Raw genomic sequence first — 26,890 nt, 5'->3', positions numbered from 1 at the left:
GCACCATGGCACTTGATCCCGTCTTCGAACCGATCACCCGGCGAGCGCCCGAGTTGCCCGCGAATCTTCGCTTGCCGCACATCGCAGCCACCGCCGACACGCTGCTCGACCACTCGGTGATGCAACGCCTGGCGCCAGAAGGCGCGCCGGAACATGCGCTGGGGCGGATGGAAGCCCTGGTGTTGCAGCTGGCGCGCATCCAGAACAGCAGCCAGCAACCTTTCGACCAGCTGGTCTTCGACGCGCCGCAACTCGTCGTTTTTGCAGCCGACCACGGAGTGGCGGATGAAGGCATGTCGGAGCACGCGCAGTCCATGACCTGCGAACACGTGTTGCAACTTCTGCTCGGCGCTGCGCCCGTCAGTGCACTGGCCCAGATGCACGGTTTCGAGCTCACCGTGGTGGATGCGGGCGTGGCCTCGCACATTGATCTGCCCGACGACGCGGTTCGCAAGGCGCCATTGCTGCGCCGCAAGATCGGCTATGGCACCCGCAATCTGATGATAGGGCGGGCCATGTCGCAGGCGCAGGTCGTGTCCGCCCTGCATGCGGGCATGGATGTGGTGCGGCACCTGCCCGGCAATGTGATCGCCCTGGGCGATGTTGGCGTGGCCAACAACGTGAGCGCCTCCATGCTGCTCTCCAGGCTGTGTGGCGTGCCGCTCTCCGACGCGTGTGCCCGGGACGATTTCCAGAATGCGGCCGCGGACGACGCCCAGCATCCACAGCGCATCGAAAAGCTCTCCGCCGCCGCGAGCCGCCACCGGAAGGCACTGGGACCGATAGACGCTCTGGCCGCGCTTGGCGGGTTCGAGATTGCCATGATGGTGGGCGCCATGCTGCAGGCCGCCAGTGAACGGCGCGTGGTGCTGGTGGACGGGTACGTCGCGGGCGCCGCGGCCCTTGTCGCGCGCAGCCTGATGCCGGCGGTGGCGGACTATTTCGTGTTTGCCCACCGATCGGCCGAAGGCGGGCACCGGCTGATGCTGATCCATCTGCAGGCGCAGCCGCTGCTGGACATGGGCATGCGCATGGGCCAAGGCACAGGAGCCTTGCTGGCGTGGCCCCTGCTGCTCGCAGCCCGGGGCCTGCTGCAACGCTGAACCGCGACCTTCAGGGTGTCGTGGCCACCTGCGGCACGGTCAACTCCATGCTGGTGGGGGCCTCCAGCGAAGGGCCGAGGCGAGCCCCGCCACGCGTAACGCTTTGCAAAATCAGCCCCCCATCCAGAGGTGCCCCGATGCGGTAAGGACGGGGTGGCTGGCCATCGATGGCGATGAGCGCCGCACCATCCCGCGTGCCCACGGCCACCACACCCAGCAGGTTGTATCGGGGTGGCGCCGCGCTGGCCACGGCCCCCGTGGGCACCGCTGCCGGCAAGGCGCCCAGCGTGCGGGCCACCGCCGTGGTTTCGGCCGCCGTCCGGGCCGGCGCCATGGCCGACACAGGCGTCACAGGCGAACGCCCCCAGGCCAGCAACACCCAGTAACCCGCACTCAAGCCCGCCGCCAGCCACAGCAAGCCGGCTGCGATGGTCGGCCCCCGGCGGCCCGCCGTCTGCAGGGCAGCGGGACTTTCCATCAGGAAACCGGAATGACCGAACGCAGGTGCCTTGTTCATATGGGCGCATTATGATCGACCAACACCGGTTCCGGGCCTGTCCATCGGGCCTTCCAGAGGCCCGCGCTTGCGGGAGATTGATTTGCAACACCACACCCTTCACCCCATCCGCAGGCCACGCGTCGTGGCCCGAACGACCCAGGCGCTGCGGCGCGGATTCACCCTCATCGAACTGATGGTGGTGCTGGTCATCATTGGCGTGCTCGCCGCACTGATTGTGCCCAACGTGCTCGATCGCGCCGACGACGCGCGCGTGACCGCCGCCAAGACCGATGTCAACAACCTGATGCAGGCGCTGAAGCTGTACCGGCTGGACAACCAGCGCTACCCGTCGAATGAGCAGGGCCTCAATGCACTGGTGACCAAGCCGACCGTCAACCCGGTGCCGCCGAACTGGCGCCCCTACCTGGACAAACTGCCCAGCGACCCCTGGGGCCGCCCCTATCAGTACATCAATCCTGGCCTGAGAGGCGAGGTCGATGTGCTGTCGCTGGGTGCGGATGGTCAGCCTGGCGGCGAAGGCAAGGACGCCGACATCGGCAGCTGGCAATGAACATCTTCGGGCGCCCCGGCGCCGCCACCCCATCGGCGCGGTTCCGCCCGGAACGCCATGGCATGGTGGTAGCCGCTGCCGGTGCGAGCCTTCTCATGCCTTGATCATGCCCAGCAAGGCGCGCGGCTTCACCCTGCTCGAACTCATGGTTGTGCTCGTGATCGTGGCATTCGCCACGGCAGGCGTGAGTCTGGCCATGCGCGACAGCAGCGCCACGCAGCTGGAACGCGAGGGCCTGCGACTGACGGCCATGCTGGAATCCGCGCGCGCTCAGTCCCGCACCAGTGGCCTGCCCGTGATGTGGCGCAGCCTGCCCCAGGGTTTCGAATTCATCGGCCTGCCCACGCAGGGCTCGACCGGCTCGGGGCCTCGCCCATGGCTCAACGCGGAAACGCAAGCACAGGTGCTGCAGCCGCCGGGTGCCCAGACCCTCGTGCTCGGACCCGAGCCGCTGATCGCCGCCCAGCGCGTGATTCTGGTGCAAGGCGATCGGCGGATCACCGTCGGCACTGACGGCCTCGCGCCCTTTGCCGTGCTGGCCGGCTCACCATGACCCGTCAGCGCGGCTTCACCCTGATCGAGGTGCTTGTCGCCCTCGCGGTGGTGGCCATCACACTGGCCGCCGGACTGCAGGCCACGGGTGCACTCACGCGCGCATCGGCGCGACAGAGCGACCAGTGGCTGGCCCAGCTCTGCGCCGAGAATGAACTCACCCGCCTGCGCCTGCAGCGCCAGTTGCCCGGCACGGGCGATACCGACATCGTGTGTCAGCAGGCGGGCCGGGAAATGCTCGTTCGGGTGTCGGTGCTGCCCACACCCAACCCCAACTTCCGGCGTGTGGACGCCGTGGTGGAGGCGGCGGTGGATGGTGTCAATGTGCGCCTGCTGAACCTTTCGACGGTGATGGGCCGCTACTGAGCATGAGGGCCGCCCAACGCATTCCATCGCCGGAGTCCGCGCGCGGCTTCACCCTGGTGGAACTGCTGGTGGCCATCGTCGTGATGTCGATGCTCGCCCTCTTGAGCTGGCGTTCGATCGACGGCATGACCCGCACGCAGACCCTCACCCAGCAACGCGCCGACGACCTGCTGCGCATGCAGGCGGCCATGGGCCAATGGGCCGCTGATCTCGATGCGCTGATCGACACCGGCGAAGTCAATCCGCTGGACTTCAACGGCCAGGTGCTGCGCATGACGCGGCGCGACAGCGGCGAAGTCGGCCTGGAAAGCCGTGGCATCCGCGTCGTGGCCTGGACACGACTCACCGGCGTGGCCCTGGCCGGGCTGCCCCAGATTTCATCCAGCATCAACGCCAGCGGCCAGTGGGCGCGCTGGCAATCGGGGCCCGTGCTGCGGCGGGACGAACTGGCACGCGCGTGGCAGCGCGCGGCCGAGTGGGGGCGTGGCACCTTGCCGTCCCAGAGCGGCAACCCCGGCACCGACAGCGCCATTGCCCTGCTGGGCATCGACAACTGGCAACTCTTCTACCACCGGGGTGAAACCTGGGCCAACCCACAGTCTTCCCTGGGCAACGAGGACCCCGGAGCTCCTGCAGGTTCGGGCGCGGGCACCCTGCCCAACGGCGTTCGCCTGGAACTCATCCTCGGCCAGGGCGAAGGCCTCAGCGGCAGCCTGGTGCGCGACTGGGTGCGGCCCACGCTGGAGGCCGGCCGATGAGACCCGGCGCCCAGCCGCCTCGCGCGCGCCGCGCCGAGCGAGGGGCCGCACTGCTGCTCGCCATGCTGGTCGTGACGCTAGTGGCCACGCTGGCGGCCGCCGCGCTGTGGCAACAGTGGCGATCGGCGGAAGTCGAACAGGCCGAGCGCCGGCGCGTTCAGGCGGGATGGGTGCTCACGGGCGCGCTGGACTGGGCACGGCTCATCCTGCGCGAAGACGCGCGCGACAACCAGACCAGCGGGAACGCCGACCACCTGGGCGAACCCTGGGCCATGCCGCTGGAGGAAGCACGCCTGTCCAGCTTCCTCGCCGTCGACAAGAACAACAACACCGACGGCATGCTCGAAGCCTTTCTCTCGGGCGAGGTGATCGACCTGCAGTCGCGCATGAACTTCATGAACGTGGTGCGCACGGTGGGCACCGGCGCCCAGACCAGGGTGGAACTGTCGGAAACCGACATGCGCGCCTTCACCAAGCTGTATGAGCAATTCGGGCTGCCCACGTCGGAGCTCAATGCGGCCGCCAACGAACTGCGCGCGACCTTGGCCATGGCACTGAGCGACCCCATGCCCTCACGCACCGCCCTGATGCCCCGCAAGTACGCCCAGCTGGGCTGGCTGGGCATCAGCCGCAACAGCCTGGCGGTTCTGGAGCCGCACGTGACGGTGCTGCCCACCCGCTCAACACTCAACCTCAACACCGCCAGCGCCCAGGCCATCTGTGCCAGCGTGCCGAGCCTGGACATGGCGCAGGCCCGCCAGATCGTCACCGCGCGCGAGCGCGAGCCGTTCAGAACGCTGTCCGACGTCCGCACCGTGGTGCCCGCGATGGTGGCCGAACTGTCGGATACGTACCACGGTGTGCGCAGCAACCACTTCGAGGTTCGCGGTCGACTGCGGCTGGACGACACCATCATCGAGGAGCGTTCTCTCGTCGTGCGCAGCAACCTGGACGTCCGGGTGGTGTGGCGTGAACGCTTTGCCCGGCGCTGATTCACAGAGTACGAACCGACTCATATCGATCACCAACCGTCACTCAGCCTATCTAGAATGGTGCGTTTGCCCAATTTATAAAACCTTCGCATGACTTCGTCACCGTGCTGATCGTCACCCCTTCGGACTTCTCTGCCGCGCCTCCCGCTGGCCCGACCGCCCTGTTCGACTGGGCTTCGTCGAGCAACGGCCAACAGATCACCGACCACGGTCAGTGCGCGGCCGCGTTGCTGCCACGCGACGACGACGTGGTTCTGGTGCTGCCGCCGCGCGCGGTGTCCTGGCACCGCGTGGCGCTGCCCAAGGTGGCCACGGCACGGCTGCGTGCCGCGCTCGAGGGCCTGCTGGAAGATCGCCTGCTCGCCGACACGGCCGACCTGCATTTCGCCCTCGAACCCGAGGGCCGCTCGGGCCAGACCGTGTGGGTGGCCGCCTGCCACAAGGTGTGGCTGCGTGGCTGGCTGCAGATCCTGGAAGGTGCCGCGCGCCCCGTCGGCCGCATCGCCCCGGCGCTGTGGCCCCTGGTGCCCTCGGAAACGCCGGGCGTGTCGCCGGGCGCCTCGCGCAGCTTCTCGCTGGACGTGCCATCCAACATCCACTGGGCCTACAACGAGAACGGCCAGGTATGGCTGGGCAGCGCCGGCCTGCTCGGCGTGAGCTGCACGCCACTGCGCGAAACCCCGTTGGGCCATGGCACCGCGGGTGACATGGTGGTGACCGCCCTGATGCCCCCGCCGAGCAACGCCCCCGGCGAACCTGGCGAATACGACGTCTGGCTGGCCGACCCGACCGTTGCCGGGCAGGCCGAGCAGATCATGCAGCAGCGCTTCGAGCTGGTGGCCCACCCCGCCTGGCTGCTGCGCTGTGCCCAGTCCGACTGGAATCTGGCCCAATTCGACCTCAGCCTGTCGGCCGGCGCGCGCCGGGGCCAACGGCTCAAGCGCAGCTTCAGACAGTGGCGCAACGCCCCGGCCTGGCGCCCTGCCCGCTGGGGCCTGGCCGCCCTGCTGGGCGTTCAGCTGGTGGGACTCAACGCCGCCGCGTGGCACGAACGCAGTAGCCTGGAGGCCAAGCAACAGGCGATGGTGCAGACCCTGCAGCAAAGCTTCCCGCAGATCACGCTGGTGCTCGATGCGCCGGTGCAGATGCAGCGCGAAGTCGCCCGCCTGCAACAGGCCAGCGGCGCGCTCTCCGACGGCGACCTCGAGACCCTGCTGGCGGCCATCGATCAGGCCTCGGCCGGCGAGGCGCTGCTTCCCTCCACCGTGGCGTACAGCACCGGTGAGGGCCGTTTTTCCGGGTGGCGCGCCACCGAAGACCAGTTGCGCGCCCTGCAACAGTCGCTCCAGAACAGCGGCTGGCGGGTCCGCTTCGACGGCAACGAACTGGCGCTGCGCCCGCCGGAACCCTGACCATGGCCACCACAGCGAACGCCTCTCCCATTGCCAGGCTCACCCTCGCCCTCTCGGTGGCCATGGCACGCCTGTCCTCGCGCGAGCGCAACGCCGTCACCGTCGCCGCCTGGGTCATTGGCCTGGGCCTGCTCTGGTGGCTGGCCGTGGCGCCGGCCCTGGACACCCTCAGGCAGGCGCCCGCGCGCCATGCCCGCCTGGATGCCCAGCTCGGGCAGATGCAGCGCATGGCCGCCACCGTCCAGAATCTGCGCAGCCAGAGCACCGGCCAGCCGCCGGGCCGCGACGAAGTCCTGCGCGCCCTGGAGGCAGCCACCACCGGCCTGGGTGGCACCGGCCAGCTCGCGGTGCTGGGCGACCGTGCCACCCTCACGCTGCGCAACACGCCGCCCGAGGCCCTGGCCCAATGGCTGGCGCAGGTGCGCATCAATGCCCGCATGCTCCCGCTGGACAGCCAGATTTCCCGCGACCCGGGAGCGCCGGGCTGGAACGGCACGGTGGTGCTGACCGGACCCGGTCTGGGTGGTGCGCCATGAACGGCGCCTGGCCCACCCGACTGGCATGGATCGGTGGCCTGCTGGGCCTGCTGGCGGCGCTGCTCTTCTTCGCCCCCGCACGCTGGTTGGCCAATGGCGTGACCTCGGCCACGCAAGGCCAGCTGCAGCTGGTGAACGCCCGCGGCACCGTGTGGAACGGCCAGGCGGACATGGTTTTCACCGGCGGCGAAGGCAGCCGCACCCAGACCGCGCTACCGCGAGGCCTGCAATGGCAGCTGGCGCCGCGCCTGGTGTCGGGTTCGCCAGCCATGGCGCTGCGACTCACCGCGCCGTGCTGCACCCCCGAGCCCATGGCGATCACCCTGATCCCGCGGTTGGGCGGTGCGGAAATGCGCGTGGCCAGCTCCGACAGCCAGTGGCCTGCCGAGCTGCTCAGTGGCCTGGGCACCCCCTGGAACACGCTGCGCGTCGAAGGCCGGCTTGCCCTGCGCACACCCGGCATGACACTGCGCTGGGACCAGGGCCGCACCAGCCTGCAGGGCGAGGCCGCCATCGAGGCCATCGACATCGCCTCGCGCCTGTCGGCCCTGCGTCCGCTGGGCAGTTACCGCATGACCATGCGCGCCAACGCCGAAGGCAATATCACCACGTTGGATCTGCAGACCCTCGGCGGCGCCCTGAAGCTGCAAGGCATGGGCCAGTGGGTGGGTGGCCGGCTGCGCTTCGAAGGCGTGGCGGAAGCAGCTCCCGAGGCAGAAGCCGCACTGGGCAACCTTCTCAACATCATGGGCCGCCGGCAGGGCCCACGCTCGCTGCTCAGCATTGGCTGAGGCTCGCAGGCGTCCCATTCACCACACTTCACGATACGATCCGCTCATGAAACCGAACCTCCTCCGTGTCGCCCCGGGCCGTGCAGCCCACGGCGGTGCGCTCACGGCGCTGGCACTGGCCTTGTGCCTGGTATCGGGCAACGGTGTTTCACAGACCGCCCGCGCGCCGGCCGCGGCGAGCGAACCCGTCACCCTCAACTTCGTCGCGGCCGACATCGAGTCGGTGGCCCGCACCATGGCGACGATCACCGGCCGCAATGTGGTGGTCGATCCGCGCGTGAAGGGCTCCGTCAACCTCGTCACCGAACGACCGGTGTCGCCCACGGCGGCGCTCAACCAGTTTGCGGCCGTGCTCCGGCTGCAGGGTTTCTCGCTGGTGGACACGGGCGGTCTCTACAAGATCGTGCCCGAGGCCGATGCCAAGCTGCAAGGCAATGTGGTGAGCGCGGGCTCGGTGTCCGCGCTGCCCGCCTCCAACACGGTGGTGACGCAGATATTCCGTCTCAACCACGAGTCGGCCAACAACCTCGTGCCGGTGCTGCGCCCGCTGATCGGCCCGAACAACACCATCAACGTCAACCCCGGCAACAACTCGCTGGTCATCACCGACTACGCGGACAACCTGCAACGCATCGGCCGCATCATTGCCTCGCTCGACGTGGCCGGCGCAACTGACGTTGAAATCATTCCGTTGCGTTACGCCGTGGCGGCCGACATGGCCGCGCTGGTTGGGCGCCTGATCGATCCCGCCACCACCGGAGGCAGCGCACAGGCCGACCAGTCGTACCGCACCACGCTGGTGGCCGAACCACGCAGCAACAGCCTGGTGCTGCGCGCCGCCAATCCCGCCCGTCTGGCGCTGGTGCGCTCGCTTGTGGCCCGGCTGGACCAGCCGTCGTCGGAGAACATCAGCGGCAACATCCACGTCGTCTACCTCAAGAACGCCGACGCCACCTCGCTCGCCACCACACTGCGTGCCGCCATGGCCGGCGAAGGCGGGGTGAACGGCAACAGCCTGGGCGGCACCGCCTCGGCCGCCAGCCGCACGGCCCTCACCCCCACCGCTGCCAACGGCACCGCGAGCGCCACCAGCAATCCGGCCACCGCCGCCGTGGCGGCCAGCGCATCGCCATCGACCGGTGGCCAGATCCAGGCCGACCCCGCCACCAATTCGCTCATCATCACCGCCCCTGAGCCGCAGTACCGCCAGCTGCGCGCCGTGATCGACCAGCTCGATTCGCGCCGCGCCCAGGTCTATGTGGAAAGCCTGATCGCCGAGGTCAACGCCGAAAAGGCATCGGAATTCGGCATCCAGTGGCAGGGCGCGCTGGGCAGCTCGGGCGACCGCGTCATCGGTCTCCTGGGCACCAACTTCGGCACCGGCGGCCGCAACATCCTCGACCTCGCCCAGGGCAACGCCACGCCATCGCCCGGCCTGAACCTGGGCCTGGCGCGCCGCACCAATGGCGTCTACGTGCTGGGTTTCCTGGCCCGCTTCCTGCAGGAAAACGGCGAGGGCAATGTGCTCTCCACCCCCAACCTGCTGACGCTCGACAACGAAGAAGCCAAGATCGTGATCGGCCAGAACGTGCCTTTCGTGACCGGCCAGTTCACCAACACAGGCAGCAACGAAGGTTCGGTCAATCCGTTCCAGACCATCGAACGCAAGGACGTGGGCCTGACCCTCCGGGTAAAGCCGCAGATCAGCGAGAACGGCACCATCAAGATGACCATCTACCAGGAGGTCAGCAGCGTGGTGGCGTCGTCGGTCAACTCCACCACTGGCCTCATCACCAACAAGCGCACCATCGAGTCGACGGTGCTGGTGGACGATGGCTCCATCGTGGTGCTGGGTGGCCTGCTGCAGGACGAGTACGCGGGCAACCAGGACAAGGTGCCGGGCCTGGGCGATGTGCCGATCTTCGGCGGCCTGTTCCGCAACGAAACCCGCTCGCGCAGGAAGACCAACCTGATGGTGTTCCTGCGCCCTGTGGTGATGCGCGATGCGCGCGACACCAGCAGCCTGGCGCTGGACCGCTACGAGCTGATGCGCGCGGTGCAGAAGGAAGCGCAGCCCCGCCAGAGCAGCGTGCTGGGCGTGAACGAGGCGCCGGTCATGCCGCCGCAGGCACCGCCACGCAACCTGTCACCCGACGGCACCGCACCCGTGCGTTCGCTGGCCGATCCGCTGACCACCCCTCCGGTGAACCAGCCGCCGCAGAATACGGCACCGCAGCAGTGAGGCCGCGGCCGTGAAGTACCCGCTGCCCTACGCATTCGCCCGTGAGCACCACTGGCTGCTGGAAGACGACGGCTCCACCCTGACCCTGCTGGGCAGCAGCACGCCGGCCACCGAGTCGGGCGCGCAGACGCGGCGCCTGTCGGCGCTGTCGGAAATCCTGCGCGTGCACCCTGTCAACGACATCCTCTGGGAAACCGGCGAGGTGCTCAAGCAGCGCATCAGTGCGGCGTACGCCCAGGGCGAATCCAGCGCGGCCGCCGTGGTGAGCGAGGTGCAGAGCGACGCGGACCTGAGCCGCATGATGCAGGAGTTGCCGGCCATCGAGGACTTGCTCGAGACCGCCGACGACGCCCCCATCATCCGCATGCTCAACGCCCTGCTCACGCAGGCCGCGCGGGACGGCGCGAGCGATATCCACATCGAGCCCTACGAACGGCATTCGAGCGTGCGCTTCCGGGTCGACGGTTCGCTGCGCGAGGTGGTGCAGCCCAACCGCGCACTCCATGCCGCGCTGATCTCGCGCCTGAAGATCATGGCCGAGCTCGACATCTCGGAAAAACGCCTGCCGCAGGACGGCCGCATCTCGCTGCGCATCGGCACCCGCGCGGTGGACGTCCGCGTCTCCACCCTGCCCAGCGCGCACGGCGAGCGCGCGGTGCTGCGCCTGCTCGACAAGAGCGAGAGCAAGCTCAGCCTGGAAGCCGTGGGCATGCAGGGCGACGTGCTGGGCGCCTTCCGCAAGCTCATCGGCCAGCCGCACGGCATCATCCTGGTGACCGGCCCGACCGGCTCGGGCAAGACGACCACGCTCTATGCCGCCCTGCAGCGCCTGGACGCCAGCGCGCAGAACATCATGACGGTCGAGGACCCGATCGAGTACGAGCTGCCCGGCGTCGGCCAGACGCAGGTCAACTCCCGCATCGAGCTCACCTTCGCCAAGGCCCTGCGTGCCATCCTGCGGCAGGACCCTGACGTGATCATGATCGGTGAGATCCGCGATTTCGAGACCGCGCAGATCGCCATCCAGGCCTCGCTGACCGGCCACCTCGTGCTGGCCACGCTGCACACCAACGACGCCCCCAGCGCCGTGACCCGCCTGACCGACATGGGCGTGGAGCCCTTCCTGCTGAGCTCTTCGCTGCTCGGCGTGCTCGCGCAGCGCCTGGTGCGCAAACTCTGCCCACACTGCCGCCGCCAGGACGACAAGGGGCAGTGGCACCCGGTGGGCTGCGAACAGTGCAACCACTCCGGCTACAAGGGCCGCACCGGCATCTACGAACTGATGGTGGCGGACGACAAGATCCGCGCGCTCATCCACAACCGCGCCGCCGAGAGCAAGCTCTACGTGGCCGCCGAAGCCGCCGGCCTGCGCTCCATGCGCGCCGACGGCCAGCGCCTCATCGACGAGGGCATCACGTCACCCGAAGAGGTGATGAGCGTGACGCGGGATTGATGCGCACGTACTGACATGCCCGCCTATACCTTCGAAGCCCTCGACGCCCAGGGCGCCACGCAGAAAGGCCTGATCGACGCCGACACCGCGCGCGCCGCACGCAGCATGCTGCGCGCACGGGCGCTGGTGCCCCTGCTGGTGGAGCCTGCCGCGGCGGCTTCTGGCGTCACGGTGGCCAAGGGCTTCAACATCACGCTCTGGGGTGGCCGGGCCTTCAGCGCCACCGCGCTCGCGGTCTGGACGCGCCAGCTCGCCGGCCTCGTGGCCGCGGGCCTGCCGCTGGAACGCGCGCTGTCGGCGCTGACCGAAGAATCCGAGGACGAGAAGCAGCGCAACCTCATGGCCACGCTGCGCTCCGAGGTCAACGCCGGCTCGCCTTTCGCGCGCGCGCTCGCGCAGCACCCGCGAGAGTTCTCGCCCATCTACACCGGGGTGATCGCCGCCGGCGAGCAAAGCGGCCTGCTGGGCACCGTGCTTGAACGCCTGGCGGACGACCTCGAAGCGCGCGAAGCCCTCAAGAACAAGATCGTCGCGGCCTCGCTCTACCCGGCCATCGTCACACTGGTGGCGATCGTGATCGTGGTCTTTCTCGTCTCCTACGTGGTGCCGCAGGTGGCCAACGTGTTCGCCGGCAGCAAGCGCGCCCTGCCCTTCCTCACCGTGGTCATGCTCGGCCTGAGCGACTTCGTGCGCTCCTATGGCTGGCTGATGCTGGGCGTGCTGGTGGCCGGGGGTGCCGGCGTCGTGTTCGCGCGCCGCAACCCGACCATCCGGCTGAGCATGGACGCCGCCTGGCTGCGCCTGCCGCTGGTGGGCCGCCTCGCGCGCGGCTACAACGCGGCGCGTTTCTCGGCCACGCTGGCCATGCTGGCCGCCGCTGGTGTGCCCATCCTGCGCGCGCTGCAGACCGCCGCCGAAACGCTCTCCAACCAGGCCATGCGTGCCGACGCGCTCGACACCGTGGTGCTGGTGCGCGAGGGCGCGCCGCTGGCGTCCGCGCTCGGCAGCAAGAAGCGCTTTCCGCCGCTGGTGTCCATGTTCGCGCGGCTGGGCGAACAGACCGGCCAGTTGCCCAACATGCTGGAACGCGCGGCCAAGCAACTGGGCGACGAGGTGCAGCGCCGCGCCATGCACATGGCCACCATCCTGGAACCCCTGCTGATCGTGGGCATGGGTCTTGTGGTGATGCTGATCGTGCTCGCGGTGCTGATGCCGATCATCCAGCTCAACCAACTCGTGTCCTGACCATGCCCGTGACGCTCGACGGCAAGCTCGTCGTTGCCATCTCCTCCCGCGCGCTGTTCGACTTCGAGGAGGAGAACCAAGTCTTCGAGACCGGCGACGACCGCGCCTACATGAAGCTCCAGCTGGAGCGGCTGGACAAGCCCGCCGGGCCGGGCGTCGCCTTCTCGCTGGTGCACAAGCTGCTGGCCTTCAACGACGCCGAGGCGCAGCGCGTGGAGGTGGTCATCCTCTCGCGCAACGACCCGGTCTCGGGCATGCGGGTGTTCCGCTCCGCCAAGCACTACGGCCTGCCCATCCAGCGCGGCAGCTTCACGCGCGGCCAGCCGCCCTGGCGCTACCTGCGCCCGCTGCGCGCCAACCTGTTCCTCTCCACCCACCTGGCCGACGTGCGTGCCGCCCTCGAAGCGGGCGTGCCCGCCGCGCAGGCCTACCCGCAATCGGTGCACGCCAGCGACCAGCACCCGAACGAGGTGCGCATCGCCTTCGATGGCGACGCCGTGCTGTTCTCCGATGAGGCCGAGCGCGTCTACCAGGCCGAGGGCTTGTCGGCCTTCCAGGAGCACGAAGCCAACAAGGCCTCGCTGCCGCTGGCCGGCGGCCCGTTCAAGCCGCTGCTGGAGGCCCTGCACCGGCTGCAGAGTGAAGGCACGCCGATGATGCGGGTGCGCACCGCGCTGGTGACGGCGCGCAGCGCCCCGGCGCACGAACGCGCCATCCGCACGCTGATGAACTGGAACATCGAGGTCGACGAGGCCATGTTCCTCGGCGGACTGCCCAAGGGCGAGTTCCTGCGCGAGTTCGAGCCCGATTTCTTCTTCGACGACCAGACCGGCCACATCGAATCGGCCGCGCTGCACGTGCCGGCGGGGCATGTGGCCAGCGGCATCAGTAATGGTTGACTCCCCCCTGCGCCGCTGACGCGGCTTCCCCCCTCTGTGGCGCGCCTTCGGCGCTTCGAGGGGGGACGGCATCTCGGGCGGGCGAAGCCGGACCCTTGATGCCTCTGGCCTGCGCTGCCCTTTCCCCGAAGGGAACAGCTTCTCGGGCCGGCGGAGCCGGTCCCTGGATGCCTCTTGAAGGGGCGTTTCGTTCGCTGCGACTTGCGCTTTGGTTCGCCGAACCGCGGCATAAGTCTTGCCTCATTGAGCGGGCCGGGCTAGCCGCTACGATGCGTCTTCACGGGGCGCGGTCCGCGCCCGACCTGCCAAGGGCTTTTTCATGACAACGACATCCGCCCCCGATTCCCGCCCGCCATCGCTGTGGCCCACGCTCAAGAACATCTGGGGGTTTGCGCTGCCCTACTTCCAGTCGAGCGAAAAATGGCGCGCGCGCGGCCTGCTGCTGGCGGTGGTGCTGCTCAACCTGGGCACCGTCTACATGCTGGTGCAGATCAACGAGTGGTACCGGGTGTTCTACGACGCCCTGCAGGCCAAGGACCAGCCGGTGTTCTGGCAACAGATCGGCCGCTTCGGCTGGCTGGCACTGATCTACATCGTGCTCGCGGTCTACAAGTTCTACCTCACGCAAATCCTGCAGCTGCGCTGGCGCGTCTGGCTGACCGACCACTACATGGCCCGCTGGCTGGCCAACAAGGCCTTCTACCGCATGGAGCTTGCGCGCTTCACCGCCGACGAACACGGCAACCCCGACAACCCGGACCAGCGCATCCAGGAAGACCTGAACCTTTTCACCAGCTACACCGTGTCGCTGTCCATGGGCATCTTCAATGCCCTCATCACGCTGGTGAGCTTCGTCGGCATTCTCTGGACGCTCAGCGGCTCCATCAACGTGCCCCTGCCCGGTTTCCTCGGCGGTGGCGAGATGGAGATCGTCGGCTACATGGTGTGGGCCGCCGTGCTGTACTGCGCCGTGGGCAGCGCCATCGCGCACTGGATCGGCCGGCCGCAGGTGCGTCTGAACTTCCAGCAGCAGATGCTGGAAGCCAACTTCCGCCACCACATGGTGCGCGTGCGCGAGTACAGTGAATCGATCGCACTGGACGGCGGCGAACAGGTGGAGCGCCGCCAGCTCGACCTGCGTTTCCGCGACGTGATGGGCAACTACTTCAGCCTCATCCGCAACCAGAAGCAGCTCACCTGGTTCAGCAGCTTCTTCTCGCAGGCCGCCATCATCTTCCCGATGATCGTGGCCGCGCCGCGCTACTTCAGCGGCGCCATCCAGCTCGGCCAGCTCATGCAGATCAACTCTGCCTTCGGCCGCGTGCAGGACTCGCTCTCCTGGCTGGTGGACAACTACATGGCGCTGGCCGTGTGGAAGGCCACCACCGACCGCCTGGTGGGCTTCGAGACCAGCCTGGCGCACCAGTCGAAGACGAGCGACGGCCTCGCCACCACCGAAACCGCAGGCGGCATCACCGCACAGGACCTCACCGTGGGCCTGCCCGGCGGCAGCACCCTGCTGGCCGGTGTGGACCTGAACGTGAAACCCGGCGACACGGTGCTGCTGCACGGCCCCTCGGGCAGCGGCAAATCCAGCCTGTTCCGCGCGATCTCGGGCATCTGGCCGCACGCGCGCGGCCGCGTGAGCGTGCCGGCAGACACCATGTTCATTCCGCAGCGGCCCTACTTCCCCGACGGCCGCCTGCGCGACGCCCTGGCCTACCCGGACCCGGCCGAGAACTACACCGACGAGGCACTGCGCGAGGCGCTCGACGCCGCCCTGCTGCCGCAGCTGGCCAGCGAACTCGACCGCGAAGACGCCTGGAGCCAGAAGCTCTCGGGCGGCGAACGCCAGCGCCTGGCCATCGCCCGCGTGATGCTCAAGAAACCCGCCTGGGTGCTGGCCGACGAAGCCACCAGCGCGCTCGACGAACAGGCCGAAGCCACGATCTACCAACGCCTGGTGGAGCGGGTGAAACAGGCCCACGGCGCCATCGTGTCCATCGCGCACCGCTCGACACTGGCAGCGCACCACCAGCAGCAATGGGCGCTGCGGGCAAACGAACAGGTTGCGGGCGGGCCGCGCTACCGGCTGGATGTCAGCAAGGCGGACTGACGGCCCTCAGGCGATGGGGCTGGCGTAGTTGTCCCAGCCCCGCGCCCTCAACCCGCAAGCCGGGCAGCCGCCACATCCGTAGCCCCACGGATGCCGGTGTTCCCGGTCGCCGAGGTAGCAGGTGTGGGTGTGCTCCACGATCAGTTCCACCAGTGCGTTGCCGCCGCCCACCAGCAGGGCGTCTTCGCCGAGGGCGTGGGCCAGGCGCCAGGTGTCGGCCTTGTCGATCCACATGAGCGGGGTGTCGATGAGGAAGCGGTGGTCCATGCCGAGCGAGAGCGCCACCTGCAGCGCTTTCATGGTGTCGTCGCGGCAGTCGGGATAGCCGGAGAAGTCGGTTTCGCACACGCCGGTGACGATGACCTGGATGCCGCGCCGGTAGGCGAGCGCCGCCGCGAGCGTGAGGAAGAGCAGGTTGCGGCCGGGCACGAAGGTGTTGGGCAGGCCGCTTTCTTCCATGCGGAAAGCCATGTCGCGGGTGAGCGAGGTTTCGCTGACCTTGCCGAGCACGGCGAGGTCGAGCACATGGTCTTCGCCCAGGCGCTGCGACCACGCCGGGAAGCGCTGGCGCAGTTCGCGCAGCACGTTCAGGCGGGCGGTCATTTCCACGCTGTGGCGCTGGCCGTAATCGAAGCCGATGGTTTCCACCCGCGGGTAACGCGAGAGGGCGTGGGCCAGGCAGGTGGTGGAGTCCTGCCCGCCAGAGAACAGCACCAGGGCGCTGGTGTGGTGGGGAGTGGAAGCGGGAGCGGAGGTCATGGCCACCATCGTAGCTCGCGAAATGAATCCGCATCGCCCAGAAACACCGCGGAACGGGCTCCGCCAGGCCGCAGGTGTGGCCCCCTTGGAGGGGTCGCGCGCAGCGCGGCAGGGGTGGTCAGGTCAGGCGTTCCGAGCGCGGGCCGGCGTGGCTGCGGCTGGTGGCGAGCATGCGGATGAGAGCGCGGTTGGCGTGTTCCAGGCTGATGTCGTGCCGCTGGCACACGGCCGGCAGGCGGTGCATCTGGTCGGGGTTGCCCATGGCGCGGGCCACGTCGAGCAGAGGGTGGTACGGGCCGTCGTTGCGCAGCACGGCGTCGAACACGCGGCCGGACATGGGCAGGCGGTTGAGCAGTTCGTTCAGCGGCTGGTGCAGCAGGCGGTCGAGCTGCGAGAGCAGCGCGGTGGTGTAGACCTCGCCGCGCAGCGCGTCCTCCGAGCCGGAGGCCAGCAGGTGCTGGGCCAGGCGCGAACGCATCACCATGGCGTAGCGCACGGGGTGCAGGTCGCGGTCGGGTTCGCTGCCGGGCAGTTGCTCGGCCAGCCAGCGGCCGAGTTCCTTGAAGCCGAGCATCATGAGGGCGTGCCGCAGGGAGGCGATTTCATGGCGCCCGCCGAACGCGGCGGAGTTCACCAGCAGCAGAATGCGGTAGACCAGCACCGGGTCCTGCCGCACCATGCGCTCGAGGCGTTCGATGGAGCAGTCCTCGTCACCGATGACCATGAGGATCTGCCGGATGACGTCGGCGTCGTAGTTCAGCGGCTGGTGCCGGTGCGCGTGCAGCACGTCGGCATCGGGCCAGCCGAGCACGCCCCAGGCGTTGGCGTCGTCCAGGCATTGCTTCACCACGGCCTGCGTGGTGACGCCTTCGACCAGCTGGCCGATGAGGCCGGCGGGCACGGGTTCGGCGCCCAGGCGCAGGAGGTTGCGCGCGTCGGCGGGGGCCACGGCCTCGCCGCGCACGGCGGCCAGGTCGGTGTGGCGCAGCAGACGGTGGCCACGCTTGGCCGCGGTGTTGAGTCGGGCCAGGGTGTCGGGTTGTTCGAACAGCGCGGCGGGCACTTCCAGCCAGGTGTTGTGCACAGGGGGGCAGGCCAGCGCCTGTTGCAGCAGCTTCGGGCTCTCCACGCTGAGGATGAGCACGGGCGCGCTTTCGGGCCAGTCGTCGCCCAGCGCCTGCATGAGGTGCGCGGCGTCGATGGATTCGGGGTGCACGGCGCGCACGCCCAGCCGCACGGCGGCCAGTTCGCGCGAGCGGTTCCACACGGGCTCGTAGCCCAGCGCAACGCTGTCCAGCACGGTGTGGCTCATTGTCAGCATGGGAAACCTGGAAAACTCAATTGATCACCTGGAAGAGCGAGAGGCGTTGCACCTGCGCGTAGGTCTTGATGGCGGCTTCGAGGCCGAGTTGCTGGGTCTGCAGGTCGGAGATGCCCTTGATCGGGTCCATCTCCACCAGACGTGCATTCTCCGTCTTCAGGGCAACGGAGGCGTCTTCCATCTGCGTGTTGAGCGAGTCGGCGCGGTTGAGCCATTCGCCGGCGCGGCCACGGGCGGCGAGCACACGGTCGTGCCCGGCATCGACTTCGGTGATGGCACGTGCCAGGGCCTGGGTATGGTGCGCGGTGTCGTTGGGGCCGTTGTAGCGCAGCGCATCCACCGCGTTCTGCACCACCGAGAAGATGTCGGTGGGCGCGGGCGACGGGCGCACTTCCACGCGGTCGCCCGCGGCGGGCGTGCCGCGCATTTCCAGCGACATGCCGTCGAATTCGATTGTGCGGTTGGCCACGTAGGGCTGGCCGGTGTGGCCAGGCACGGGCGTGCCGGTGGTGGTATTGGTCACGGTGTACTGCATCACGCCGCCCACTTCGGCGAAGGTGATGTCGTAGTCGTTGCCGGTGTAGGCGGTGGCGTTGGTCACCTGGCCCACGGTGGTGTTGACGCTGCCGGTGTTGCTGGTGGGCAGGCCGACCGTGAAGGTGCCGTTGCCCTGGGGCACGCGCATCCAGATGGCGTCGCCATCGAGCGCCTGCGGCAGCGAGTTGTTGCCGGCCGCAGCCTGGCCGCGCTGGCCACCGAACTGCACGCCGTTGCCGCCGGGGCCGTACACGTCCACGAACGGTGTGGAATTGCCGCCCAGGCCGCCGTAGAGGGTGCGCCCGGCGTTGTCCTTGCGGTTGGCCACGGCGATGAGTTGTTCGCGCAGGCCTTCGAGCTGCTTGGCCACGTCTTCGCGCTCGGCGTCGGTGAAGGTGGCGTTGCCGGCGGTGATGAGCAGGTCGCGCACTCGCTGGATCAGGTCGCCCGATTCGGCAAGGCCGCTTTCGGCCTGTTGCAGGCTGGCGCGCGAGGCTTCAAGGGCACGCAGATCGGCCTGCGTGCGCGAGAGGCGGTTGGCCGCGGTCTCGGCCAGCGTGGCGGCCACGGGGTCGTCACTGGCCTTGCGCACACGCAGGCCGGTGGCCACGCCCTCCTGCTGCGAGGCCAGTTCGGCCTGGCGGCGGGTGAGGATGGCGATGGTGTTGTCGTAACTGTGGGCGGTGGCGATTCGCATGACGATTCCTCAATCACTCTGACTTCCGGTATCCAATGCTCCATGCCGGAGCGCGACCCGCACCGCACGAAGCTGTCCCTTCCAGAGGCATCGAGGGTCCGACTCCGCCGGCCCAAGATGCCGTCCCCCCTCCCAGCGCCGAAGGTGCGCCAGAGAGGGGGGAAGCCGAAAAGCGGCGCAGGGGGGTGTTCATATATCAACGACCGACTGTTTGGAGCAGGCTGTCGAAGGTGCTCTGCGCGATCTGGAGAAACTTGGCGGACGCCTGGTAGGCCTGCTGGTACTGCAGCAGGCGGGCGGCTTCCTCGTCGAGGTTGACGCCCGCGACGTTGACGCGCGCGGTCTCGGCGGTGTCGGCGATGTTGGCGGAGAAACTCGCCGCGAACTCGGCCCCCTGCACACGCGTGCCGATGTCGGAGAACAGGCTGACATAGCCGTCGGACAGGGGCACGCCTTCGAAGGTGGCGAGGTCTCGCAGCGCCAGCATGCCGGTGCCGTTGCCGGCGTTCTGGCCGATCGATGCCGTCGGTGCGGCGCCGACGCTGAAGGTGTCGCCGGCGCCCGGGCTGCCGCGCATCGTGAGGCTCCAGCCATTGAGGGTGATGGGCTCGCCGGGGCGGAAGGTGTAGCTCGGTGGCGGACCGGGGTTGTCGGGCGCGGGGTTGCCCGGGCCCAGGCCGGTGGCGGTGAAGCTGCCGTCGGCCAGGAAGGTGATGGTGACCGGGTCGGTGAGGTTGGCCGAGGCGGACGAGGCGTACAGGCTTTCCACGCTGAGGCCGCCGGAATTGCCGGTGCCGGGCGTGACCATGACCGGGCTGGCGGCCGCCAGGCGGTCGGGCGAGCCGATGGCCACCTGCAGGTTGCGCGCGGCGGCTTCGTAGGGCCGGATGAGAAAGCTGTCACCCGGGTTGCCGGCGCCGTTGTCCAGGTTGAAGGTGAGGCCGTCGACCACGGCGGGCAGCGAGCCCACGGGCGTGGCGGTGCCGTCGGACAGGCGGATCACGCTCATGCCGGTGGCTTCGAAGCGCAGTTCGTAGTCGGACGCGATCAGCGCGGTCGGGTCGGCCACGCTGGCGCTGACCTGGGCGCTGCCGCTGTTGCCCGGCCGGGCCAGGCCTGTGGCCGCCGCCGGCTGGTTGAAAAAGTTCTGCCCCGGGTTGCCTTGCAGGTCCACACCCAGGCGGTGCTGGTTGTTCACGGTGGTGGCGGTGGCCAGGGCCAGGCGACCCACCAGGTTCTGCACGTCCACCAGGTCTTCGTTCATGAAGCGCATGAGGCCGGCGAGTTCACCGCCGCCCAGGCTGCCATCGGGAATCGGGGTGCTCACGCCGCCCTGCACGAAGGAGACCACGACGCGCGAGGCGTCGGTGCTGTCCGCGCCGACCGCCATCGTGTTGGAGCGCGAGCCCAGCACCAGCGGCTGGCTGCCGGCCACGAACACGCTCACGCTGCCGTCGGCGGCGTGCACGTTGGTGGTCTGCACGTACTTGTTGAGTTCGCCCAGGATCTTGTCGCGCTGGTCGAGCAGGTCGTTCGGCGTGTGGCCGCTGCCCTGGCTTTCGGTGATGCGGGTGTTCACCCTGGCCAGGTCCTGCGCCAGGGTGTTGATGGTCTTGACCGTGCCTTCCACCTGCTTCTTGGTGGTCTGCTGCAGCGAGTCGATCTGGCTGGCGGTGTTGCGCAGGCGCGAGGCGAATTCCTCGCCCTTGGCGATCACGACCGTGCGTGCGGTGAGGTTGCCCGGCGACGAGGCCACATCGGTCCAGGCATTGAGCATGTCGTTGAGCGCAGTGCCCAGACCGGCCGAACCGGTGGGAAAGGCGGCTTCCAGCTGCTGCAGCCGCGCGTAACGCAACGCGTCGGCGGCGGCCACCGAACCGGCCTTCTGCGCTTCGCGCGTGAGGTACTGGTTGTGCGAACGTTCGACGGTGGCGATCTCCATGCCCTTGCCGAAGAAGCCGTTGCCCATCTGCTGGTAGCCAGAGGTCTGCTGGATGACGTTCTGGCGCGAGTAGCCGGGCGTGTTGACGTTCGCGATGTTGTTGCCGATGACCTGCAGCGCGGCGAGGTTGGCATTGAGCGCGCGGGCGCCGATGTTCAGGGCAGACATGACGTGCTCTCTTTCAGCCCTGCGCCCGCTGGAGCGTCAGGGTGGTGTTGATCGCCCGGCTCAGCTTGGCCGCGTACTGCGGGTCGGTCGCGTAGCCGGCTTTCTGCAGGCCGCTGGCGAAGCCCTGCACGGAATGCAGCTGGTCCATCACGCCTTCGTAGCGCGGGCTGTTGCCGATGAGGCGGGCGTAGTCGCGGAAGGAGTCTGCGTAGGAGTCGTAGGCACGGAACTTGGCCGTCACCTTGCGCGGTTCGCCGTTGACGTATTCGGTGGTCGTGATCTCCGCGACCTTGCCCTTCCAGCTGTCGGTCGCCTTGATGCCGAACAGGTTGAAGGACGGCGAGCCGTCGGCGTTCCTGATTTCGCTGCGGCCCCAGCCGGTTTCGTGGCCGGCCTGGCCGATCATGAAGCTGGCCGGAATGCCCGACTCGCGCGCCACGGTGGCCGCGGCCTCGCTGTGCTGTTCCACGAAGCCGGCCTGGCGCGGGCCCGCGCTGGCGCGGCCCACGGTGCTGGCGTCGCTGATGGACAGGGGGTTGGAGTCGCCCTTGGTCAGGCCCTTGCTGGCGTCGCTGCCCGAGATCTGGCGCGAGAGCTGGCGCTCGATCGCTTCGGACAACCCACCCGGCAGGCCGGAGAGCTGCACCGAGAACTGCTGGTCGAGCAGGTCGTTGCCCAGGTCGCTGCCCTCGCCGTCCATCAGGCCCGATTTCATCGTGGCTTCGCGCATGCTCTTGATGAGCTCGCGCATGAACAGCGATTCGAATTGCTTGGCCGCTTCTTTCAGCGCGGCCTTGTCGTCGCCGCCCTTGCCCGCACCGAAGCGCAGCGCGTTGAGCGCCGTCGGGTCTGCGGCCAGGCCGCCGGGCATGAGCGGGTTGGTGTTCATGTCAGATCACTTCCAGCTCGGCGTTCATGGCGCCGGACGCCTTGATGGCCTGCAGGATCGCGAGCAGGTCCTGCGGCGTGGCGCCCAGCGAGTTCAGTGCGCGCACCACGTCGGCGAGCTGCGGCGCGGTGTCGAGCTTGATGAGCGAACCCTTGTCCTGGCTGATCTGGATGTTGGCCTTCTCGGCCACCACGGTCTGCCCGCCCACCGACAGCGGGTTGGGCTGGCTGATGACAGGGGTGGAGCTGATGCTCACCGACAGGTTGCCGTGCGAGACCGCACAGGCGCCGAGCGAGACGGCCTGGTTCATGACGATGGAGCCGGTGCGCGAGTTGATGATCACGCGCGCGGTGGGGATGGTCGCGTCGAGGCGGATGTCTTCCACCTTGGCCAGGAAGCTCACGCGCTGGCTCGGGTCGGCGGGTGCGCGCAGGCGCACCACGCGGCCGTCCATGGCGCTGGCCACGCCCGCGCCCATGACGCGGTTGATGGCGTCGGTCACGCGGCTGGCGGTCTGGAAATCGTTGGCGTTCAGGCCAAGATCGATGGTCTCGCCCAGCGCGAAGGGCGTGGCCACCGCGCGCTCGACCTGCGCGCCACCGGGAATGCGACCCGCGCTCAGGTGGTTGATCTGCACCTTGCTGCCACCGGCCGAAGCACCCGCGCCGCCGACCAGCAGGTTGCCTTGCGCGAGCGCGTAGATCTCGCCGTCGGCGCCCTTGAGCGGTGTGGTGATGAGCGTGCCGCCGCGCAGCGATTTGGCATTGCCCACGGAAGACACGGTGACGTCGATGGCCTGGCCGGGCTGCGCGAAGGCGGGCAGCTGCGCGGTGACCATGACGGCCGCCACGTTCTTGAGCTGCATGCTCGCGCCCGGGGGCAGCGACAGACCCAGCTGCTGCAGGTAGTTGTTCAGGCTCTGCGAGGTGTAAGGCATCTGGGTGGTCTGGTCCCCCGTGCCGTCCAGGCCCACCACCAGGCCGTACCCGGTCAGCTGGTTGCTGCGCACGCCCTGCACCGCCGCGATCTCCTTCACGCGGATGGACTGCGCGGTGGCGGGCCAGACAGCCAGCACGCCGCACAAAAGCATCAAGGTTCGGAGGAAGCGGTCGATATTCATTTCATTGATCCAACTGAGCCAGAGTGACATGTCCTCATCCAGGGCGCCGCAGAACCGGCTTTGCCGGTCTGCCAGCGCCGCCCCCTCGAGGGGGTCGCACGCAGTGCGGCAGGGGTGATCTATCTTGCAACGGGTTCAGAACGGAAGAACCGTCAAAAAGAACCGTGCCAACCAGCCAATTGAGAGCGCTTCGCCCTGCTGGCCGCGTCCGCGCGACTCGATGCGCACGTTGGCGACCTGGGTCGAGGCGACGACGTTGCCGGGGCGGATCTGCCGCGGGTCCACTGTGCCGGTGAAACGCAGCACGTCCACGTTCTGGTTCACGCCGATCTGTTTCTCGCCCACCACCACCAGGTGGCCGTTGGGCAGCACGTCCTGCACCGTGGTGGTGATGGAGCCGGTGAAGGTGTTGGCGTTCTCGGTCTCGCCGTTGCCCGCGAACTTGTTGGACGAGTTCGCGCCCACGTCCAGCTTGCCCAGGATCGAACTGCCCGGGCTGACGAAGGGCAACGCGGAAACACCCCCCGACACACTGCCGCTGCGATCGACGGAAGACGATGACTTCTGCGTGGCGCTGATGCGCTCGGTGATCTGCACGGTGAGGGTGTCGCCCGGCATGCGCGCGCGCGGGTCTTCGAAAGCCGGCCGATAGCTCACCGCCTGGAACAGGCTGCCACCGGGCGCCACGGTGACGGCCGGCGCCGCCAGTGGTGCCGTCTGCGCGTAACGCACCGGCTGGGCGGGCGCCAGATCGACCTGGGGCGTGCGCTGCAGCGTCTCGCAGCCGCCCAGCAACAAGGTGGCGGACAACAGGGCCAGCAGAGAAGAGACGGAACGTTTCATACACATCTTTCGAGAGAAGTGCCTCAAGCCGGGAACACCGCGGAACCGGCTTTGCCGGGCCGCTGGTGTTGCCCCCTTGAGGGGGTCACGGCCACCAGGCCGTGGCGGGGGTGATCACAATTGGCTCAGACGCTGGAGCATCTGGTCAGAGGTCTGGATGGCTTTCGAATTCATTTCGTACGCGCGCTGGGTCTGGATCATGGTCACCAGTTCCTGCACCACGTTGACGTTGGAGGTTTCGACGAAGCCCTGCATCAGCGTGCCCATGCCGGCCGAGCCGGGTGCGCCGTTGATGGGGTTGCCCGACGCCAGGCTCTCGCCGTACAGGTTCTGGCCCAGGGGCTCCAGGCCGGCGGGGTTGATGAAGCTGGCCAGTTCGATCGTGCCGACCTGCTGGGGCGCGGCGTTGCCGGGCAGCTTCACGGTGACCACACCATCGGCGGAGACGGTGATGCTCTGCGCCTCGGCCGGCACGGTGATGCCGGCGGTGAGCGGGTAGCCGCTGTTGGTGACGATGCGGCCTTGCGCGTCGGGCTTGAAGCTGCCGTCGCGCGTGTAGGCGGTGGAGCCATCGGGCATCTCGATCTGGAAGAAGCCGTTGCCGTTGACCGCGATGTCCAGCGGGTTGTCCGACTGCTGCATGCTGCCTTGCGAGAAGTTGCGCGAGGTGGCCACGGTGCGCACACCCAGGCCAACCTGCAGGCCGGTAGGCAGTTCGGCCTGCTCGGCCGTGTTGGCGCCCACCTGGCGCAGGTTCTGGTACATCAGGTCTTCGAACACCGCCGTGGCGCGCTTGAAGCCGTTGGTGGACACGTTGGCCAGGTTGTTCGAAATCACGTCCAGCTGCATCTGCTGCGCCTGCATGCCGGTCTTGGAAATCATCAGCGAATTGATCATGGTGTGCTCCGCAAGGGAAGAGTGATTAGCCGTTCATGCTCAGCAACTGGCTGGCGGTTTTGTCGTTGGTTTCGCCGTTCTGCAGCATGCGCATCTGGGTCTCGAACTGCCGGGACACCGCGATCATTCCGATCATGGCCTCCATGGGGTTGACGTTGGAGCCTTCGAGCGCGCCGTCCTGCAGGCGGGCGACATCGCTGGCGGGCAGGGGGTCGCCCTGCGGGCCGCGGAACAGGCCGTCCTCGCTGCGGCGCAACGGGTTGTCCGCATCGGGAATCACCATCTTCAGACGGCCCACCGTCTGCGGGGGTTCGGCGCCGATGGTGGTGGTCACCGTGCCATCGCTGCCGATGTCCACGCGCGCGCCGTCGGGAATCACGATCGGGCCGCCGTCGCCCAGCATGGGCAGGCCCTGGGCGCTGACGAGCGTTCCGTCCTGCGTCACCTCGAGCGCGCCGGCGCGGGTGTAGGCCTCGGTGCCATCGAGCCCCTGCACCGCGAAGTAGGCGTTGCCGCGCGCGGCCACGTCGAGCTTGTTGCCGGTGGAGGTGATGGCGCCGGGCAGGTCGGAGTGGCCCGGGGTGGCTTCGAGCGCGAACACGCGCGTGCTCGCGCCGTCGCCGCGCACGGGCACGGCTCGGAAGGTGGAGAGCTCGGCGCGGAAGCCTGCGGTGGACACGTTGGCCAGGTTGTTGGCCAACACCTGCTGGCGATACTGCGCGGCGTTGGCGCCGGTCATCGCGGTGTAGATCATGCGGTCCATGCAGGGCTCCTTCGATAACAAGTGCCGGTGCGCGCGAGATGGCTTCGACCAGGGGCACCGCCGGGCCGGCTTTGCCGGACGGCCAGTGCCGCCCCCTTGAGGGGGTCGCGCGCAGCGCGGCAGGGGTGTTTCATGTTCAGCGCATGTTCAGGAGGGTGCTCAACACCTGGTCCTGCGTCTTGATGGTCTGGGCATTGGCCTGGTAGGCGCGCTGCGCGGTCATCATGTTCACCAGTTCGGCGGTGAGGTCGACGTTGGAGTCTTCCAGCGCGCCGGAACGGATGCCGCCGAAATTGCCCGCGCCCGGCTCGCCGCGCACCGGTTCGCCCGACGCATAGGTCGCCGACCAGACGCCGCCGCTGGAGGGCGACAGGCCTTGGGAATTGCGGAAGTTGACCAGGGCGACCTGGCCGGCGGCGCGCGTCTCGCCGTTGGAATAGCGACCCGTGACCACGCCGGACTCGTCGATGCTCAGCCCCACGAATTCGCCAGGGAAGTAGCCGTCCTGGTCGAGGTCGTGCACAGCGAAGTCGGTACCGAACTGGCTCGCACCAGTGAGGTCCAGCGTGACGGGGAACGTCACGGTCGGGTCGTTTGGCGAGGCCAGTGTGATGGTGGGCGGCGGCGTGATGGAGGCGGGGTTGAGCGTGCCATCGGCGTTGAAGTTCAGCACCACCGGCGGCGTGAACGGCGCGGGCGTGCCGCCGTTGACGCTGGAATACACCTCCCAGGTGTTGTTGCCGGTCTTGGTGAAGGCCAGGCCCACCGGCACTTCCATGCCTTGCGGGTCGTAGGCCACCAGCGAAGTGCCATAGGTGGTGATGGGCGTGGGCGGCGTCTGCGTGGCGGCGACGGGTGCACGCGCGTCCAGGTTGAATTCGGCGGTGATGGCGCTGGTCTGGCGCGCAGGAATCGGGGCGCCGGTGGGCAGCGAGAGCGGCTGCGGATCGAAGCTGAGGCGGTTACCTTCGGGATCGGTGGGGTAGCCCATGAGGCGGCCGCCCTGCTGGTTGATGATGTTGCCTTCGCGGTCGAGCTTGAACATGCCCGAACGGGTGTAGGCCAGCGTGCCGTTGGGCTGCTGCACCTCGAAGAAGCCGTTGCCGTTGATGGCAAGATCCAGATCGTTGCCGGTGACGGTGATGTTGCCCTGCGTGAACAGCTGCGAGACGGTCGCCACGGTCACGCCGATGCCCTTGTTGCCTCCGCCGGAGTTGATGGAGCTTGCGTAGAGCTCGGCGAACTCGGCGCGCGAGCTCTTCATGCCCACGGTGTTCGCGTTGGCGATGTTGTGGCCGATCACGTCGAGATTGCGGCTGGCGCTGTTCAGGCCGGAGAGTCCTTGCTGGAATGCCATGGTGGTGTCCTTGGGAGGGGGAAGCGGGGTCGGGAGGTCAGTGGATGGAATCCGTCAGGCGT

General features: G+C 68.4%; 25 protein-coding genes. 14 read left to right on the top strand and 11 right to left on the bottom strand.

The genetic code is table 11. The annotated features are described in order from the left end of the window. Nucleotides 1-5: 5 nt before the first annotated feature. Nucleotides 6-1,103: a nicotinate-nucleotide--dimethylbenzimidazole phosphoribosyltransferase gene (locus J2X09_RS10585; RefSeq protein ID WP_204733391.1), complete on the top strand. Its 1,098-nt coding sequence runs from the start codon at nucleotides 6-8 to the stop codon at nucleotides 1,101-1,103. Nucleotides 1,104-1,113: 10 nt separating this feature from the next. Here the strand turns inward: J2X09_RS10585 and J2X09_RS10580 are convergent, their stop codons facing one another. Further along, on the bottom strand, nucleotides 1,114-1,620 hold the full coding sequence (locus J2X09_RS10580; RefSeq protein ID WP_204733390.1) for a general secretion pathway protein C: 507 nt from the start codon (nucleotides 1,618-1,620) through the stop codon (nucleotides 1,114-1,116). A 124-nt stretch (nucleotides 1,621-1,744) separates the two neighbouring features. Between J2X09_RS10580 and gspG the strand changes: the two genes are divergently transcribed. The 13 genes from gspG to J2X09_RS10515 all read left to right on the top strand — a co-directional run bounded on the left by gspG (nucleotide 1,745) and on the right by J2X09_RS10515 (nucleotide 15,535). Next, a complete protein-coding gene (gene gspG, locus J2X09_RS10575; protein WP_204733389.1) occupies nucleotides 1,745-2,173 on the top strand; it encodes a type II secretion system major pseudopilin GspG in 429 nt (142 codons plus the stop codon). Nucleotides 2,174-2,279: 106 nt separating this feature from the next. Beyond that, nucleotides 2,280-2,726 carry a prepilin-type N-terminal cleavage/methylation domain-containing protein gene (locus J2X09_RS10570; RefSeq protein WP_204733388.1) on the top strand — a complete coding sequence of 149 codons (447 nt, stop codon included), beginning with the start codon at nucleotides 2,280-2,282 and terminating at the stop codon, nucleotides 2,724-2,726. Next, entirely contained in the window at nucleotides 2,723-3,091 is a 369-nt protein-coding gene (gene gspI / locus J2X09_RS10565; RefSeq protein WP_204733387.1) for a type II secretion system minor pseudopilin GspI, read from the top strand. Before J2X09_RS10570 ends, gspI begins: the two co-directional genes overlap by 4 nt. Before the next feature lie 2 nt (nucleotides 3,092-3,093). Then, nucleotides 3,094-3,849 carry a PulJ/GspJ family protein gene (locus J2X09_RS10560; protein ID WP_204733386.1) on the top strand — a complete coding sequence of 252 codons (756 nt, stop codon included), beginning with the start codon at nucleotides 3,094-3,096 and terminating at the stop codon, nucleotides 3,847-3,849. After that, on the top strand, nucleotides 3,846-4,841 hold the full coding sequence (gspK, locus tag J2X09_RS10555; protein ID WP_204733385.1) for a type II secretion system minor pseudopilin GspK: 996 nt from the start codon (nucleotides 3,846-3,848) through the stop codon (nucleotides 4,839-4,841). The genes J2X09_RS10560 and gspK overlap by 4 nt, the downstream gene beginning before the upstream one ends. Before the next feature lie 104 nt (nucleotides 4,842-4,945). Next, nucleotides 4,946-6,253 carry a type II secretion system protein GspL gene (gspL, locus tag J2X09_RS10550; protein ID WP_204733384.1) on the top strand — a complete coding sequence of 436 codons (1,308 nt, stop codon included), beginning with the start codon at nucleotides 4,946-4,948 and terminating at the stop codon, nucleotides 6,251-6,253. A gap of 2 nt (nucleotides 6,254-6,255) precedes the next feature. Next, the gene (locus tag J2X09_RS10545; RefSeq protein WP_310308195.1) at nucleotides 6,256-6,789 is read left to right on the top strand and encodes a type II secretion system protein M; all 534 of its coding nucleotides are present in this window, start codon (nucleotides 6,256-6,258) and stop codon (nucleotides 6,787-6,789) included. Beyond that, nucleotides 6,786-7,580, top strand: a complete 795-nt coding sequence (gene gspN, locus J2X09_RS10540) for a type II secretion system protein N (protein WP_204733383.1) — start codon at nucleotides 6,786-6,788, stop codon at nucleotides 7,578-7,580. Before J2X09_RS10545 ends, gspN begins: the two co-directional genes overlap by 4 nt. A 46-nt stretch (nucleotides 7,581-7,626) precedes the next feature. Beyond that, entirely contained in the window at nucleotides 7,627-9,822 is a 2,196-nt protein-coding gene (gene gspD, locus J2X09_RS10535; RefSeq protein WP_204733382.1) for a type II secretion system secretin GspD, read from the top strand. Between the two features lie 10 nt (nucleotides 9,823-9,832). Continuing rightward, a complete protein-coding gene (gene gspE / locus J2X09_RS10530; RefSeq protein ID WP_204733381.1) occupies nucleotides 9,833-11,275 on the top strand; it encodes a type II secretion system ATPase GspE in 1,443 nt (480 codons plus the stop codon). 15 nt (nucleotides 11,276-11,290) lie between these two features. Beyond that, nucleotides 11,291-12,520, top strand: coding sequence for a type II secretion system inner membrane protein GspF (gspF, locus tag J2X09_RS10525; protein WP_204733380.1), 1,230 nt, complete (start codon nucleotides 11,291-11,293; stop codon nucleotides 12,518-12,520). Nucleotides 12,521-12,522: 2 nt separating this feature from the next. Next, the gene (locus J2X09_RS10520; protein WP_204733379.1) at nucleotides 12,523-13,419 is read left to right on the top strand and encodes a 5'-nucleotidase; all 897 of its coding nucleotides are present in this window, start codon (nucleotides 12,523-12,525) and stop codon (nucleotides 13,417-13,419) included. 319 nt (nucleotides 13,420-13,738) lie between these two features. After that, entirely contained in the window at nucleotides 13,739-15,535 is a 1,797-nt protein-coding gene (locus tag J2X09_RS10515) for an ABC transporter ATP-binding protein/permease (RefSeq protein WP_204733378.1), read from the top strand. A 6-nt stretch (nucleotides 15,536-15,541) separates the two neighbouring features. Here J2X09_RS10515 and queC read toward each other — a convergent pair whose 3' ends face one another. From queC to flgE, 10 genes are all read right to left on the bottom strand, one after another. Beyond that, entirely contained in the window at nucleotides 15,542-16,294 is a 753-nt protein-coding gene (queC, locus tag J2X09_RS10510) for a 7-cyano-7-deazaguanine synthase QueC (protein WP_204733377.1), read from the bottom strand. Nucleotides 16,295-16,412: 118 nt separating this feature from the next. Continuing rightward, nucleotides 16,413-17,606: an HDOD domain-containing protein gene (locus J2X09_RS10505; protein WP_310308192.1), complete on the bottom strand. Its 1,194-nt coding sequence runs from the start codon at nucleotides 17,604-17,606 to the stop codon at nucleotides 16,413-16,415. Between the two features lie 25 nt (nucleotides 17,607-17,631). Next, the gene (gene flgL / locus J2X09_RS10500) at nucleotides 17,632-18,849 is read right to left on the bottom strand and encodes a flagellar hook-associated protein FlgL (protein WP_204733375.1); all 1,218 of its coding nucleotides are present in this window, start codon (nucleotides 18,847-18,849) and stop codon (nucleotides 17,632-17,634) included. Nucleotides 18,850-19,045: 196 nt separating this feature from the next. Further along, the gene (gene flgK / locus J2X09_RS10495; RefSeq protein ID WP_204733374.1) at nucleotides 19,046-20,959 is read right to left on the bottom strand and encodes a flagellar hook-associated protein FlgK; all 1,914 of its coding nucleotides are present in this window, start codon (nucleotides 20,957-20,959) and stop codon (nucleotides 19,046-19,048) included. Between the two features lie 13 nt (nucleotides 20,960-20,972). Then, complete coding sequence (flgJ, locus tag J2X09_RS10490; RefSeq protein ID WP_204733373.1) at nucleotides 20,973-21,848, bottom strand: flagellar assembly peptidoglycan hydrolase FlgJ; 876 nt, start codon at nucleotides 21,846-21,848, stop codon at nucleotides 20,973-20,975. Nucleotide 21,849: 1 nt separating this feature from the next. Continuing rightward, nucleotides 21,850-22,938: a flagellar basal body P-ring protein FlgI gene (locus tag J2X09_RS10485; RefSeq protein ID WP_310308315.1), complete on the bottom strand. Its 1,089-nt coding sequence runs from the start codon at nucleotides 22,936-22,938 to the stop codon at nucleotides 21,850-21,852. 165 nt (nucleotides 22,939-23,103) lie between these two features. After that, a complete protein-coding gene (locus tag J2X09_RS10480; RefSeq protein WP_204733372.1) occupies nucleotides 23,104-23,811 on the bottom strand; it encodes a flagellar basal body L-ring protein FlgH in 708 nt (235 codons plus the stop codon). Between the two features lie 114 nt (nucleotides 23,812-23,925). Then, nucleotides 23,926-24,708: a flagellar basal-body rod protein FlgG gene (gene flgG, locus J2X09_RS10475; RefSeq protein ID WP_204733371.1), complete on the bottom strand. Its 783-nt coding sequence runs from the start codon at nucleotides 24,706-24,708 to the stop codon at nucleotides 23,926-23,928. A gap of 25 nt (nucleotides 24,709-24,733) precedes the next feature. Further along, the gene (gene flgF, locus J2X09_RS10470) at nucleotides 24,734-25,471 is read right to left on the bottom strand and encodes a flagellar basal-body rod protein FlgF (RefSeq protein ID WP_204733370.1); all 738 of its coding nucleotides are present in this window, start codon (nucleotides 25,469-25,471) and stop codon (nucleotides 24,734-24,736) included. Between the two features lie 136 nt (nucleotides 25,472-25,607). Then, the gene (gene flgE / locus J2X09_RS10465; protein ID WP_204733369.1) at nucleotides 25,608-26,828 is read right to left on the bottom strand and encodes a flagellar hook protein FlgE; all 1,221 of its coding nucleotides are present in this window, start codon (nucleotides 26,826-26,828) and stop codon (nucleotides 25,608-25,610) included. Between the last annotated feature and the right edge of the window lie 62 nt (nucleotides 26,829-26,890).

Source organism: Hydrogenophaga laconesensis, assembly GCF_031457235.1.
GTDB classification, from domain to species: Bacteria; Pseudomonadota; Gammaproteobacteria; order Burkholderiales; family Burkholderiaceae_C; genus Hydrogenophaga; species Hydrogenophaga laconesensis.
Note: the sequence above shows the minus strand (reverse complement) of the source record. Positions and strands in the feature narration are given on the sequence as shown.